This window comes from uncultured Finegoldia sp., assembly GCF_947252345.1.
In the GTDB taxonomy this organism is placed as follows: Bacteria; Bacillota; Clostridia; order Tissierellales; family Peptoniphilaceae; genus Finegoldia.
The window spans coordinates 21,162-34,821 of sequence record NZ_CAMXVC010000001.1 but is presented as its reverse complement, the minus strand read 5'-3'; the positions used below and the strand labels follow the sequence as shown (position 1 = coordinate 34,821).

Genomic DNA, 13,660 nt, shown 5'->3' with positions numbered 1-13,660 from the left:
TTTTAATTTTTAAATTTACGATTGTAGGACTTTTTTCTTCAAAAAAGACAACTTCGTCTCACTGACCAAGATTGCGCTGAAAATAAACACAAATCCAATCACGGAGAATAAAGTCAGAGATTCCATCCCGGCGAGAACGGGAATTAAAATTCCAAATATAGATTCAAATCCCAAAATAATTGCAGCCGTCGATGGGTTTGTGTATTTCTGTCCGATGTTTTGCAACAGCAATGCAACAGCTGTACACATAACTGCCAAGTAACACAACTCCATCACAGCTCTCGAAGTGACAACCATATGAGAATTGTCTTCGATGAGCAAAGTCGTAATCCACGAAAGGCTCGCCGCCATTATAAATTGGAAAACAGTCATCACGATAGGGTCTCTGCCCTTTGCAAATGCACTGACTGCGATGATGTGAGATGCAAAAAGGAAACCACTGAGTAGCGCCAACAAATCACCGAGCCATGCCAATGGGTTTTGCGTGTGAGATGTTGAAGAAGACATCGAAATAAAAAATATTCCCGTGATGCACAAAGCTGCAGCCGACAAATTGTATCTATCTGGGCGTTGCTTGAAAACAATCCATGCTAAAAATGGAACTATAACACAATAAGACGCCGACAAAAATCCGCTTCTACCAGGGTCTGCAAATCTGACGCCGAGAGTTTGCGATGAATATGATACAAACAAAAAAACTCCGATAATCAAACCGTGTTTGGCATCTTCGAATGTCGCCTGTCTTAATTTTTTCCAGAAAATAATAGACAATAAAATAGTTGCCAACGTGAACCTAATCGCCAATATAAAATTGGGATTGAAAGTTTGAGAAGATTGTTTGACAACTGTAAGTGAACTTCCCCACAAAACCGCAACAATCAAGAGAGCCAATTTTGCGAGCAAATTATTTTTTTTCGTATCCATTTTCTCCTCCTCTTAATTTATATCAGATATATTATCCCAGTTTTCGATTGATTTGTAAACACTTTAAAATGGGAAAAATCACGACAAATTTTCACACAAAAAAACACGAAATCACGGCAAATTTTCAAAAAAAAAGAGGAGGTGACCTCCTCCATAAACTTACACAAATGGAATGTACTGACCGTATCCTTCTTCCTCCATTTTTTCCAGCGGAACAAATCTCAAACTAGCACCGTTGATGCAGTATCTCAGACCGCCTTTTTCAGAAGGCCCGTCATCGAAAACGTGGCCCAAATGGCTGTCAGCGTGTTTGCTCCTGACCTCAGTTCGAACTCGTGACAACTTGTTATCCTCGGAGTAATTCACAGAATTTGATGTGATTGTCTTTGTAAACGAAGGCCAACCACAACCCGCATCGTATTTGTCCTTTGAAGAAAAAAGCGGCTCTCCACTTGTGATGTCCACAAAAATTCCCTTTTCATCGAAATCATTAAAACAAGACGTGTGAGGTCGTTCAGTCGCTGCGTTTTGAGTGACGCGATAGCTCACATCGGATAGATTTTGTTTCAATTCTTCATCGGACATTTTTTTGTATTCAGTTGTGTCCAAATCCTCATCAAAAGCGTTCAAATTGATGTGGCAATATCCGCCCGGATTTTTGTCCAAATAATCTTGGTGATAATCCTCAGCCAACACAAAATTTCTGAGCTGTTCAACTAAAACAGTTAGCTTCTCATCGTATTTTGATTGAATGAATTTCATCACGGAATTGATAATCTTCAAATCATTCTCGTCTTCGTAGAAAATTCCAGTTCGGTATTGTTCGCCGACATCATTTCCCTGTTTATTCACAGAAGTTGGATTTATAATTCTGAAATAGTGCAGCAAAATCTCAGCCAAATCCAACCTGTTTTTATCGTAGACAATTCTCACGGTTTCAGCGTGGTGAGTTTGTTTTATTTTCTTGTAGTCGGTGTCATTTCCGTCGCCATTCGCATAACCTGTGTCGGTATCAATGACGCCGTCTAATTTTTTGAAATAAGCTTCAACGCCCCAAAAACATCCACCAGCCAAATAAATTGTACTTTTTTCAATAAATTTCATTTTTCACCTCTCAATAATTATACCCTCACGAAAAAATCTTAGTCAAATAAAATTGCACACAAAAAAACTAACTGCACACACAGTTAGTTTTCAAAAATTATTTGCTCAATTCCTCTGCGATTCGAAGGGATTTGCCAGCGTAAACCGCAGCAGGACCTCCACCCATTGCCACGCAAACTTCCATCATTTCAGAAATTTCTTCCATCGTGCATCCTGCATCCAAACAACCCTTAGTGTGATGAACGATACATCCGTCACATTTAACTGTTATCCCGATTGCAAGAGCAATCAACTCTTTTTCTTTCAAAGATAATTTTCCGTCCTTGAAAATTTCTCCGCACATTCCAGAGAAATTCTTAGCGACATTTGGCAAATGTTCGCCAAATAATTTTGAATTTTCAGCTAATACTTGTTTACTGTCCATAATTGCCTCCTTTTTTCGACAACGAATTGTCTTTTCAATATAATATTATCAAAACGATTTGCAAAAATCTCAATTATTTAACATTTCAATAAATAAGCGCTTATTTATTGAATCCAATTATAAATAGAAAATTAAAATATGTGATATAATTAAACCATAAAATTTAGGAAGTTAATATGAAAAAGCTTTGTAAATTATTGGTTTTGATGATGGTTATGGCGATAGGATTTACAGGTTGCGCCAACAACAATCAACAATCAAAAGACTCTAATCAAAAACAAGCTGAATCAAAAGAAAATTATGAAATCAGTTTCAGCGGTTCATCTACATTAGCACCGGTTATCAGCAAAATTTCCACAAATTTCATCGAAAAAAACGTGACGTGGAACAAAGTTGACCCATCGTTGCCAGAGAAAAACATCACAATTTATGTATCAGCTGGTGGCTCGGGTGCAGGAGTGAAGGCTGTGTTGGACAATGTAGCAAACTTCGGTATGTTAGCTCGTGATGTAAAGGACAAGGAAAAAGAAAAAGTAAAAGATTTCAAGGAATACAAGCTTGGACTTGATGCTTTGACTCTCGCAGTTAATCCGATGAACAAAGTAATCGCCGAAAAAAAGGGTAATTTGACGAAGGAAGAAATCGTGAAGATTTTCTCCGGCGAATACAAAAAATGGAGCGACTTAGACCCTTCTCTTCCAAAAGAAGACATCGTAGTTGTAACTCGTGATTTGAGCGGAGGAGCTCACGAAGTTTTCCAAAAGAAAGTTATGAAGGATGTAAAAGTCAGACAAGACGCAATTCAAGCACCTACAATGGGAGCATTGGTTGCGAAAATAATCGAAAATCCTAACGCAATAGGATACGCGTCATTTGGAATTGCAAACCAAAATAAAGGCAAATTAATTCCTTTGAAAGTCGACGGAGTAGAACCAACAGAAGAAAATATTTTGAACAAATCGTATTATATTTCAAGACCGTTGATTATTATGAAAAGCGGTAATTTGACAAAGACAGAACAACTTTTTATTGATTATTTGAACTCAAAAGAAGGAAAAGAAATTATAAAAGATATGGGATTCATTCCAAGCAAATAAAATTTAAAGGCAAAGTGATTTTTCACTTTGCTTTTTGTACATAAAAAAGTAGAGGATGAGTTATGAAAATAAAAAACAACATATTTAAAAGCTTGGTCTGTATTTTTACATTGTTTTCCATATCGGTGCTTTTGATTTTGATTGGCTTTGTGCTAAAAGAATCGCTGCCTTTTTTCAGACAGTACAGTGCGTTTAAATTTTTGTTCGAAAATGTGTGGAGCTCGATGGACGATAATTTCGGAGCGTTCAACATAATTCTTGCGAGTTTTTACATTGCGCTGTTGGCGTGTTTGTTTTCTTTTCCGATTAGCTACGGGTTGAGTTTGATGATTGTGTTCTACACAGACAAAAAACTCAAAACGCTCATAAGCTGGATTGTCAGAATATTGGCGGGAGTTCCGTCCATTGTCTACGGATTTTTCGGATTATTCGTTGTCGTGAAATTCTTGGAAAAAAATCTCAAAATGGCCGCCGGGGAATCAGTTCTAGCGGCGAGTGTGATTTTGTCGATAATGATATTGCCGTATTTCGTTGAAGTGTTGACTGAAACTTTTGAAAAGACAAAACAAAAATACAAAAAACAGTCCGATTGTTTTGCGGTGAGCAGGGAATATTTCATCAGAAAAATCGTACTCAAACAAAGCGTAAGAAACGCTGTGAGCGGATTTTTGCTAGCATTTTCGAGAGCCATCGGCGAGACAATGGCGGTGATGATGGTGATAGGAAACGCACCGATTTTTCCGAAAATTTTGTCGAAAGCAGAGACAATAGCATCGCTAATTGCACTTGAAGTTGGAATGAGCGAAGTTGGAAGTTTGCACTATCATTCGCTCTACGCAAGCTCGTTTGTGCTTTTGGTCTTTGTGATTATTGTGGATTTGATTGTGTTTGTGTTGAACAAAAAGAGGGTTCATTATGATTAAATTTAAGGATTTTTTGATTAAATTGTGGGTGTATCTATCATTTGCAATCGTGTTTTTGTTTATATTTAAAATAATGATGTTTTTAATATCAAAAGGCTTATCCTCGGTTAACATCGAATTTCTCACGCAAAACCCACAAGGGCTTCCTCTGGGAACTGCGGGAGGAATAAAATCCAGCATAATCGGGTCATTTTGGTTGATGATAATAGCGATGATGTTATCGAGTTTGCTCGGAGTTTCCTGTGCAATTTATCGAGTTTTTTACTGCAGAGCAGAAATTTTAAAATCAATTATTTCGCTTATAATTCAGTGCATTGCATCGGTGCCGTCGATAATCATCGGAATGTTTGTCTACGGATTTTTCATCGTTACACTCAACATTTCCAAAAGTCTACTCACAGCGTCAATCGCACTTTCTCTGATTGTGTTTCCATTTGTCGAAGTGAACATCGAAAAATCAATCATGGAAATCAACAACGCAACGATAAAAGACAGTTTGTCGCTCGGAATCGACACGACATATATGATAAGAAAACTGATATTGCCGATGATTTCAAGAAATGTAATCACAATCTCGCTTTTGGCGGGAAGCTATGCGATAGGAGCGACAGCCCCGCTATTGTTAACGGGAGCGGTGTTTATGAACAACTCTATAAGCTTGTTCAAACCGGTTACAGCACTGCCATTTCATTTGCATATGCTGCTTAGCCAATCAATCGCAGTTGAAAAAGCTTACGCAACAGCGTTTGTGTTGATTATGATTTTGGTGTTCATTCACATATTGGCATACATCGTATTGGTGTTTTCAGGAGGAAAATTAATTGAGCATATTACAAATAAATAATCTGTCGATATCCTACAGAGAAAAAAACGTACTTGAAAATGTAAACTTGACAGTAGAAGAAAAAGAAATAATAAGCATAATGGGAAATTCAGGCTCGGGAAAATCGACATTCTTGTCGTGCTTGAACGGATTTTTGACAGAAAATGGCGGACAATATTCGGGAGAAATACTATTCGATGGCACAGACATCTCACAATACAAACTAATTGATTTGAGAAGACAAATCTCAATGCTGTTTCAAGATTCCACAGTATTTGATATGTCCATCGAAAAAAATCTGACATATACATTGGAGTATTTTCACGGCAAAAATTACGACAAAAAAACGGAAATAGAGCAAATACTCAAAAGCGTGAATTTGTACGAAGAATTAAAAGACAATCTGAAAATGAACGCCAACAAACTATCGGGAGGACAAAAACAGAGACTCTGCATAGCCAGAATGCTCACAACAAATCCCAAAATATTGATATTCGATGAGCCTTGCTCATCACTGGATTTGCAAAACACATTGGCGATAGAAAATCTGTTGAAAAATCTGTCACAAAACTACACGATAATAATTTCCACACACAACGCAGACCAAGCAAAGAGAATTTCCGATAGAATTTTGTTCATTGAAGATAAAAATTTGGTTGAAAACGATGAAATATAAAAATATAAAATTAAAACACGAGGGCAAATATGAAAATTATGGTAGTTGAAGATGACATTGATTTATCAGAATTAATTAAGATGTATTTGATTCCAGAAGGATGGGAAATAGAAATTTTTCACACAGGTAAAAAAGCAGTAGAAAGTTTCAATCGAGCTCACTATGATTTAATACTTTTGGACTTATTGCTTCCAGATATAAATGGGTTTGAGATATGCAAACAAATACGAGAAAAATCCACAATTCCAATAATTATGCTCACTGCTCTGGAAGATTCTATTCATAAAGTACAAGGATTAAATATGGGCGCAGATGACTATATCATAAAACCCTTTGAGCCAACAGAATTAGTCGCCAGGATTAAGTCAAATCTCAGGAGAAGCTATGAATTTTCTTCTGTAAAATCTTTAGACAATGAAGAACACGAACGTGACGAACTCGTTGTAGGAAGTTTGCGATTGAACAGAAAAACGCATAAAAGCTTTTATAATGAAATAGAAATAATTTTAACGCCGAAAGAATTTGAAATTTTATGGCTGTTGATGGAAAAACCAGACGATGTTCACAATATGGATGAAATACATTACAAAATTTGGAAAGATGAAGTGCTGTCAACAGAGGTAAATCCAGTTATGGTTCACATAAGAAGAATACGAGCTAAATTCGAACAATGCGGAATAAGTTCTATAATAAAGACAATATGGGGAGTGGGGTATAAGATTAATGCGTAAAGAAAATTCATATATTAAAAGAATTATTCTGTATCAATGCTTATGGATAGCTGTTGGAATTTTTATTACATTTGCTTTTCATCAATTGATAGACAGCTTGATAATTTACAATATTGACACAGAAGCCGAGTTGAGTTCAATATATAAGATTTATTTTGGATTTGGTCATTACTTTTTCATTATGCTAGGCGCAATTGTAATAACCATCGGATGTTTTTACATTCAGAACAAACAATTTGAAAAATATCGCGAGTATTTTGTATCTGGAATTAAATACATTAAGGGCGAAAATCCCGATATAAAAGAATTTCACGAATCTCTATCCAACGAAAGATTGGATTTCATCAATATCAGAAAACAAATTTTAGAGATGGAAAATAATTATGAACTGGCATATAAGGAAAAAACGGATTTGCTGACGTATTTGGCACACGATATCAAAACGCCTCTGTCAAATTTGTTGGGATATTCAACGTTGCTTTACGATGAAGACAATTTAACTTATGAGCAACAAAAAAAGTTCATAAAAGTTATATACGAAAATGTGAAATCACTAAACAGTTTGAGCGAGGATTTCTTCTCCTATTTGAAATTCAATTTAAATGAAATTCCAATCAACATCAAAAAGTTTGATGCAGAGCTATTTTTAAAACAATGGGAAGAAGAAAGAAAAACACTGGTGAACGATAACGATTTGGATATTAGATTTGCAAATGCTTCCGGCAAAGAAATTAATACAGACCCTGAATTACTCGTGAGGATTTTGGATAATTTGGTATCGAATGCGACCAAATACTCAAAAAAGGGTACGACCATTATTGTTGAAGTTGGGATAAAGGATAAATCATTAAATTTGACGGTTAAAAATGAAATCGAAAATAATTTAAACGTAGATTGGAAATTGGTGAAAAATAAATTTTATCGCGGAGATATGTCACGAAATCGCTTGAAAAACAGCGGCTCAGGAGTTGGGCTTACAATTGTAAATGATATTGTAGCGCATTTGAATGGAAAATTTGATGTGTGCAATAAAGATAATTGGGTAATTGCAAATGTAAACATTCCAGTTTATTAAAAAGAAAGAAAAAAGCAAGAATTTATACAAAAAAACTTAATCTCTTATATTGAAGACTAACCTATAATGACTTTATAAGGTTAGTTTTTTTATTGGCAAGTCATAAGGGGGAATAGTTTATGAAAAAAATAATACGCTTATTGACATTTTTGTTGATTTTTGCTGTGGGGTTAGGATTTTTCTCTTACAAGAACTCACGTTTGATGGAGTTTTTTATAAGAGAGTTCGACACCACTGTGAATATAACCACTAAGCCACAAAATACTGAAAAAAACATTCTTGAAATTCAAAAAATTGCTAAGAAAAACAAAATTAGTTTCATAAAAGAAGTTTACAAACCCAAAAACTCATTAAAAGAAAAACAGAAAATAAATATATTTGTTTATCTTGATGATGCGAGGTGGTTTAAGAAATCATTTAAGAACATTGATATCGATGAAAATTACAACGGAATTAATAGATTCAAAAATGTAACCGAGCACAGTATTTTGACAAGCAAGGAAGTTGATTTTGTTGAATATTCTAAGATTGAAAATCACACTTTTAATGGAGATTATCACATTAAAGGAATGCCTTCTAATATTGGGAAATTTATCGACGAATTAAATGGTAGAAAAGAATTGGGAATTGATGCCACAATTGACAAATCTTTTTCAGTTGCCAGTGAAATCACACAAAAACAAGCCATATTATACGCGATGCTTATTTTAATAATTGTTTTTGCTTTGGCGTTCAGCGTTGTAATTTACAATTCATCAATTTCCAAGGAAATATCTATAATTTCTCTATTGGGTCATGACAAAATGAGTTTTTGCTGTAAGAAGGCGATGAATTTGTTGAAAATTCCAATATTGATTTCGTTGATGGCATTGCTTGGCGTGTTGTTTTATTTGACACACCCGGACTCGATGATTGGCTTTGCAATAGCCGTCAAACAAATATTCATATCACTTGTTTTAATGGGAATTTTATTGACACTAATGTATTTTCTTATGCTTTACTTCAGAGTTAAAAATGTCAGCACCATTTCGTGGCTAAAAGGCTACAAAAAAATATACAAAACAAGCCCTGTTATTTTCAAAGTGTTCTCATTGTCTGTCGTCTTGTATCTTTTTACAGTAACTTTGTTTGGATTGAACGACTACCTTGCATCTACATCATTTTTTGATGCGTGGGAAAAATCGAAAAATTACGCAAACATAGCTTGTGCGTGGCCGTGGACTTATGTTGAAAATGATGATAAATTTGAAAAAATCGTCGCACCAAAGTTAAACAGCTTGTGGGACGAATTGGACTCTAAAGGGGCAATACTTTTCTTCGCGCCAAATATTCAATATGAAAATGATGATGAATATTTAAACAAACAGGCTTTTAGAGGTAGGTTTGCTTATGTTAACAAAAATTACCTCGGAACAACCAACTTGATTGATTCACAAGACAAGCCACTGACGACTCATACGCCAAATTCTGATGAATGGATTGTATTTGTTCCTGAAAATATTACAATAACGGAATTTGACAAGCAAAATATAAGAAAATCACATATTTTTAATTGCGTGAATCAAAAAGACGATGTCAGTGAGAAATACATCAAAATCAAGAAAAAGCAGTATGTTTTTACGTTTGATTGCCAGCAAAATATAATTAGTCCAGATATATTTAATTATGTTTTGGTTATGGTAAATGGCAAAGAATTAGCACCTACCAGAGAGATTAAAATACCGTCACTGGTTAACGGCAAGTTTCATCCCTACATCCCAAATCCGAATAAGGGCTATGATTATTTAAAACCGGCCATTCAAAAAACACAATCATCTGACTATATACTTTTCGTCACGAGCGTATATGACGAAGTCGTTGAAAAAATAGAAATGTATAAAACAGAAACGACCATATATTTTTTAGGATTTTTGCTATCGGTTTTAATATTGTTTGTAACGATAAAAATAGATGAAGAATCATATTTTTATAATTATGGACAAAAAATCTATGTTTCAAGATTGTTTGGCTATGATTTTAAATCCATTCATAAATATAAAATAATTAAGATTTTACTGGGAGTTATCGCAAGTGTTATCATTTGCTATCTGATAATACTATTCACGATGTATTTTAGAAGTTTTGAATTTTATGAGCCAAAAGACGGATGGAATTTAAAAAAATTATTGGTCTGTTTATTGATGTACACTCCTAGCGTTATTGTTTGTTTTGTATATGAAATTATCAACATAAAAAAGAACGAAAAAAATTTAATGACAAAGATAAAGGAAGGTGATTAAATGAATATTGATAAACCTCAAATCTCATTGAAAAACATATCTAAAAAATACGGCAACCACAAAATATTAGAGAATATAAATCTCGAAATTTATGAAGGAGATTTTATTTGCATTTTTGGCAAAAGTGGTGGAGGAAAGACAACTCTGTTAAATATAATCGGAACTCTTGAAGAATATGATGAAGGAGAATTGATTTGCTTTTCTAAACACAATCCATTTAGAAATGAAAAAGAATCTGAACTTTTACGAAGGTATAAAATAGCCTATCTTTTTCAAAACTTTGCTCTAGTTGATAATATGACAGTTCAAGAAAATTTGAATTTGGCAGTAAAATACAGTAGAAGTACAGATAAAAAATCAATTATCAAAAAAGCTCTTATGGATATGGGAATAGAAGACAAGCTTAAATCCAAGATATTTGAACTATCGGGTGGAGAACAGCAAAGAGTAGCTCTCGCGAGAAATATGGTTAAGCCATACGAAATAATGTTAGCAGACGAACCGACAGGCTCATTGGATAGCGAAAACAAAAAGATGGTAATTGATACACTTGTAAGGCTAAATAATATGGGAAAAACCATAATTGTTGTAAGCCACGATAGGGAATTTGAAAAAATTGCACACAAGAATTTTATTATCGAAAATGGCAAACTGAAACAGCTAGAATTTGCGTAGAGAAAAACTTCGGATTATAAATTAAGCTCTCAAAAATAGAGCCTTGCTTTTAGCACGGCTCTATCTTCTCATATTTTTTATTTTATTCTTATTGTTTATTTTTTGTTCTTCTTTGTATTTTGTATTCTTCCTCTTATTTTCTTATTGTGGAATCAAAATATATGAGAAAAGAATTACCACTTTTGAAAAAACTCGCACAATCTGAAACTATAAAAGAAAGAGTCAAAGTAGAAGATATGGAATTTTCTAAAATGGGACAAAAAGTTATGGATTTGGATGATTTGATTAAGGAATTGAATACTAAAAAATCTCAATCTGAAAAAGCTATCGAACAATTGACAAAAGAAATGAAAAATTTATAAAAATCAAATCCTATTCGCGTTAATTTACGAGTAGGATTTTTTTTCGAGAAATCTAAAAAATTCTAAAGATTGTAGAAAATATGAGAAATTTATACGAAGTTGTGATATAATTTTAACTGTTAAATATATTAATAGGATGATGAAAAATGGAAAAACCAAATCAAAAAAAATACACTTTTTTGATTAACACGACGCCCCCTCCTAGGCTGATAAAAAGAATGGATCTCGTGAAAGAAAAGTTCGATTTGTATGCGATTTGCTGGGACAAGGGAACGGATGAGAAATTTGATTTCAAGCGTGATTTTTGCAAGAAGGAAATAATAAAGATTGATGCCGACAACAGCAATCCTATGAAAAGACTTATTCCCACTTACAAATTCGCAAAAAAAGCTTATAAAATATTGGAGAGAATTAAACCGGATTTAATTCACGTCCAAAGTTATGATATGCTAGAGATAGCTACAAAATACAAAAAAAACGACGACAATAATGTTAAGATTATATACGAAGTGCCAGATATTCACAGATATTTGACCGATGACAAGAAGAATTTCCCGATGAATATCGTATCCTCCATTTTGAAAAAAAGAGAGAACGATATGCTTTGTTATGTCGATTTGATGATTGTGACGAGTATGAAATTCTGGGAGCATTTCGATGGCAAATTCAATAAGGACAAATTGGTTTTTATGCCGAATATTCCAAACCTACAATTGTTCAAAGATTACAAATTGTTGCGAGAAAAAAATCGCCACGACACTTTCACTGTCGGCTACATCGGTGGGTTGAGGTATTTGAACGAGTTAAAAAAATTGACAAAGGCTATGGAAGGCTTAGGAATGAATCTTATGATGGCGGGTTTCGAGAGTGGAACTTATTTCAAAGAGCTCGCTCAAACGAAAGATTTCATCGAATATCGCGGCAAATTTTACTACGACGATGAGATTGCAGAGCTTTATTCAAAATGCGACTGCATATTCTCGGTTTACGATGCGTCGATGAAAAATGTCAGGATTGCGCTTCCGAACAAATTATACGAGTCCATCCACGCAGAGCTTCCGATAATTGTCGCGAGGGACACTTATCTGTCAGAACTTGTCAATGAATGGAAAGTAGGAGTTTCCGTTGACCACGAGTCAGATGAGGAGATGAGAAATGTTTTGTTGAGGCTTAGAGATGACAGAACATTCTACAATTCACTCCAAGAAAATTGCAGAAAAATGCAGTCGGAATTGAATCCACAAAAAAACAACGAGAATTTGTTAAAAGAAATAGAAAAATTATTTTAAAGGAGAAGATTATTATGATTAATGTAATTGGATTGGGCTATATTGGTCTACCTACAGCATTGATGCTAGCTACATCAGGAAACAAAGTTGTTGGAACAGATATTAAAGAAGAAGTAGTAGATAAATTAAAACATAGACAACTAACTTTTGAAGAAAAGGGAATGGACGAGCTTTTTGAAAAAGCTTTGAACGCAGATATAACTTTTCAATTAAAACCAGTGTCTACGGATTTCTACATCATCACAGCTCCTACTCCATACGACCCTGTATCTAAGAAATTGGATTGTTCGTATGTTGTGAAGGCTGTTGAATCTGTGTTGGAGCCAGCGAAAAATGATGCGATTATCGTAGTAGAATCTACGATTTCACCGGGAGCAATCGACACTTATGTCAGACCGATTGTAGATGAATATATGAAAAAATCCGGCAAGAAATTGAATTTGGTTCACGCTCCTGAAAGAATTATTCCGGGAAATATGGTGTACGAATTGGAACACAACGCCAGAACAATCGGCGCCGACGAGCCTAAATACGGCGAAAAAGTAAAAGAAGTTTACTCTACTTTCTGCAAGGGCGAAATCAATTTGACAAATATCAAAACTGCCGAAATGACAAAAGTTGTTGAGAACACATTCAGAGACATCAACATCGCATTTGCAAACGAATTGGCTAAGATTTGTCGCCAAGGCGGACTTGATGTCAACGAAGTTATCAGAATTTCCAACAAACACCCTAGAGTTAATATTCTTTCACCGGGACCTGGAGTTGGTGGACATTGTATTTCAGTTGACCCTTGGTTTTTAGTTGGCGATTATCCACTTCTAACAGAGATAATCTACAAGGCACGTCAAATTAACGATTCAATGCCAGAATATGTTCTAAAACGCGCTTACAACATAATGAAAGAAAACAATATGACTGATTTCTCAAAAGTTGGAATTTACGGTTTGACTTACAAAGAAAACGTAGATGACATCAGAGAATCTCCAACACTTCAATTATTGCAACACCAAAAAGAACATTTGGGTGACGGATTGAAAGTGTACGACCCAATGGTAAAAAGAGAAGTCGTTGACAATCAATACCACGATTTGAAAAAATTCTTGGACGATGTTGACTTTGTAATTGTTATGATTGGTCACGATGAAATTAGACAAAATATGGACGTATTAAAAGACAAAGTTGTTCTCGATACAAGACACATCGACGTTGACAACAAATACGGTTTCTACACATTATAAAAAAACTAAAAGACGCTTGTCGAATAAAGCGTCTTTT

14 protein-coding genes are annotated in these 13,660 nt (G+C 34.6%); 11 read left to right on the top strand and 3 right to left on the bottom strand.

Features of this window, described 5'->3' with window-relative positions:
* Positions 1-15 precede the first annotated feature (15 nt).
* The 3 genes from Q0X02_RS00160 to Q0X02_RS00150 form a co-directional block, all read right to left on the bottom strand.
* A complete protein-coding gene (locus Q0X02_RS00160) occupies positions 16-924 on the bottom strand; it encodes a DMT family transporter (RefSeq protein ID WP_297809754.1) in 909 nt (302 codons plus the stop codon).
* 159 nt (positions 925-1,083) lie between these two features.
* Positions 1,084-2,028, bottom strand: a complete 945-nt coding sequence (msrB, locus tag Q0X02_RS00155; RefSeq protein ID WP_297809751.1) for a peptide-methionine (R)-S-oxide reductase MsrB — start codon at positions 2,026-2,028, stop codon at positions 1,084-1,086.
* A 97-nt stretch (positions 2,029-2,125) separates the two neighbouring features.
* Entirely contained in the window at positions 2,126-2,452 is a 327-nt protein-coding gene (locus tag Q0X02_RS00150; protein WP_297809748.1) for a carboxymuconolactone decarboxylase family protein, read from the bottom strand.
* A gap of 176 nt (positions 2,453-2,628) precedes the next feature.
* Here Q0X02_RS00150 and Q0X02_RS00145 point away from each other — a divergent pair, with 176 nt between their 5' ends.
* From Q0X02_RS00145 to Q0X02_RS00095, 11 genes are all read left to right on the top strand, one after another.
* Positions 2,629-3,549: a phosphate ABC transporter substrate-binding protein gene (locus Q0X02_RS00145; protein WP_297809743.1), complete on the top strand. Its 921-nt coding sequence runs from the start codon at positions 2,629-2,631 to the stop codon at positions 3,547-3,549.
* A gap of 62 nt (positions 3,550-3,611) precedes the next feature.
* Positions 3,612-4,472, top strand: coding sequence for a phosphate ABC transporter permease subunit PstC (pstC, locus tag Q0X02_RS00140; protein WP_297809740.1), 861 nt, complete (start codon positions 3,612-3,614; stop codon positions 4,470-4,472).
* Complete coding sequence (locus Q0X02_RS00135; RefSeq protein ID WP_297809737.1) at positions 4,465-5,316, top strand: PstA family ABC transporter permease; 852 nt, start codon at positions 4,465-4,467, stop codon at positions 5,314-5,316. The genes pstC and Q0X02_RS00135 overlap by 8 nt, the downstream gene beginning before the upstream one ends.
* Positions 5,294-5,971, top strand: a complete 678-nt coding sequence (locus tag Q0X02_RS00130; protein ID WP_297809734.1) for a phosphate ABC transporter ATP-binding protein — start codon at positions 5,294-5,296, stop codon at positions 5,969-5,971. The genes Q0X02_RS00135 and Q0X02_RS00130 overlap by 23 nt, the downstream gene beginning before the upstream one ends.
* Before the next feature lie 29 nt (positions 5,972-6,000).
* Positions 6,001-6,702 (top strand): response regulator transcription factor, encoded by a 702-nt coding sequence (locus tag Q0X02_RS00125; protein ID WP_297809731.1) that lies wholly within the window; start codon positions 6,001-6,003, stop codon positions 6,700-6,702.
* Positions 6,695-7,777: a sensor histidine kinase KdpD gene (locus Q0X02_RS00120; protein WP_297809728.1), complete on the top strand. Its 1,083-nt coding sequence runs from the start codon at positions 6,695-6,697 to the stop codon at positions 7,775-7,777. The genes Q0X02_RS00125 and Q0X02_RS00120 overlap by 8 nt, the downstream gene beginning before the upstream one ends.
* Before the next feature lie 119 nt (positions 7,778-7,896).
* Complete coding sequence (locus tag Q0X02_RS00115; protein ID WP_297809725.1) at positions 7,897-10,056, top strand: hypothetical protein; 2,160 nt, start codon at positions 7,897-7,899, stop codon at positions 10,054-10,056.
* Positions 10,057-10,731 carry an ATP-binding cassette domain-containing protein gene (locus tag Q0X02_RS00110; RefSeq protein WP_297809722.1) on the top strand — a complete coding sequence of 225 codons (675 nt, stop codon included), beginning with the start codon at positions 10,057-10,059 and terminating at the stop codon, positions 10,729-10,731. It begins immediately after the preceding gene.
* A gap of 161 nt (positions 10,732-10,892) precedes the next feature.
* Positions 10,893-11,093: a hypothetical protein gene (locus Q0X02_RS00105; RefSeq protein ID WP_297809719.1), complete on the top strand. Its 201-nt coding sequence runs from the start codon at positions 10,893-10,895 to the stop codon at positions 11,091-11,093.
* A 146-nt stretch (positions 11,094-11,239) separates the two neighbouring features.
* Complete coding sequence (locus Q0X02_RS00100) at positions 11,240-12,382, top strand: glycosyltransferase (protein ID WP_297809716.1); 1,143 nt, start codon at positions 11,240-11,242, stop codon at positions 12,380-12,382.
* A 14-nt stretch (positions 12,383-12,396) separates the two neighbouring features.
* On the top strand, positions 12,397-13,623 hold the full coding sequence (locus Q0X02_RS00095) for a nucleotide sugar dehydrogenase (protein ID WP_297809713.1): 1,227 nt from the start codon (positions 12,397-12,399) through the stop codon (positions 13,621-13,623).
* The last annotated feature ends 37 nt before the right edge of the window (positions 13,624-13,660 follow it).

Bases quoted from the DNA above. Each gene is read 5' to 3' on its own strand.
- Q0X02_RS00115 (WP_297809725.1), top strand. From the start codon at position 7,897: ATGAAAAAAATAATACGCTTATTGACATTTTTGTTGATTTTTGCTGTG.
- Q0X02_RS00145 (WP_297809743.1), top strand. From the start codon at position 2,629: ATGAAAAAGCTTTGTAAATTATTGGTTTTGATGATGGTTATGGCGATA.
- Q0X02_RS00160 (WP_297809754.1), bottom strand. From the start codon at position 924: ATGGATACGAAAAAAAATAATTTGCTCGCAAAATTGGCTCTCTTGATT.
- Q0X02_RS00110 (WP_297809722.1), top strand. From the start codon at position 10,057: ATGAATATTGATAAACCTCAAATCTCATTGAAAAACATATCTAAAAAA.
- Q0X02_RS00100 (WP_297809716.1), top strand. From the start codon at position 11,240: ATGGAAAAACCAAATCAAAAAAAATACACTTTTTTGATTAACACGACG.
- msrB (WP_297809751.1), bottom strand. From the start codon at position 2,028: ATGAAATTTATTGAAAAAAGTACAATTTATTTGGCTGGTGGATGTTTT.
- Q0X02_RS00120 (WP_297809728.1), top strand. From the start codon at position 6,695: ATGCGTAAAGAAAATTCATATATTAAAAGAATTATTCTGTATCAATGC.
- Q0X02_RS00125 (WP_297809731.1), top strand. From the start codon at position 6,001: ATGAAAATTATGGTAGTTGAAGATGACATTGATTTATCAGAATTAATT.
- Q0X02_RS00105 (WP_297809719.1), top strand. From the start codon at position 10,893: ATGAGAAAAGAATTACCACTTTTGAAAAAACTCGCACAATCTGAAACT.
- pstC (WP_297809740.1), top strand. From the start codon at position 3,612: ATGAAAATAAAAAACAACATATTTAAAAGCTTGGTCTGTATTTTTACA.
- Q0X02_RS00095 (WP_297809713.1), top strand. From the start codon at position 12,397: ATGATTAATGTAATTGGATTGGGCTATATTGGTCTACCTACAGCATTG.
- Q0X02_RS00135 (WP_297809737.1), top strand. From the start codon at position 4,465: ATGATTAAATTTAAGGATTTTTTGATTAAATTGTGGGTGTATCTATCA.
- Q0X02_RS00150 (WP_297809748.1), bottom strand. From the start codon at position 2,452: ATGGACAGTAAACAAGTATTAGCTGAAAATTCAAAATTATTTGGCGAA.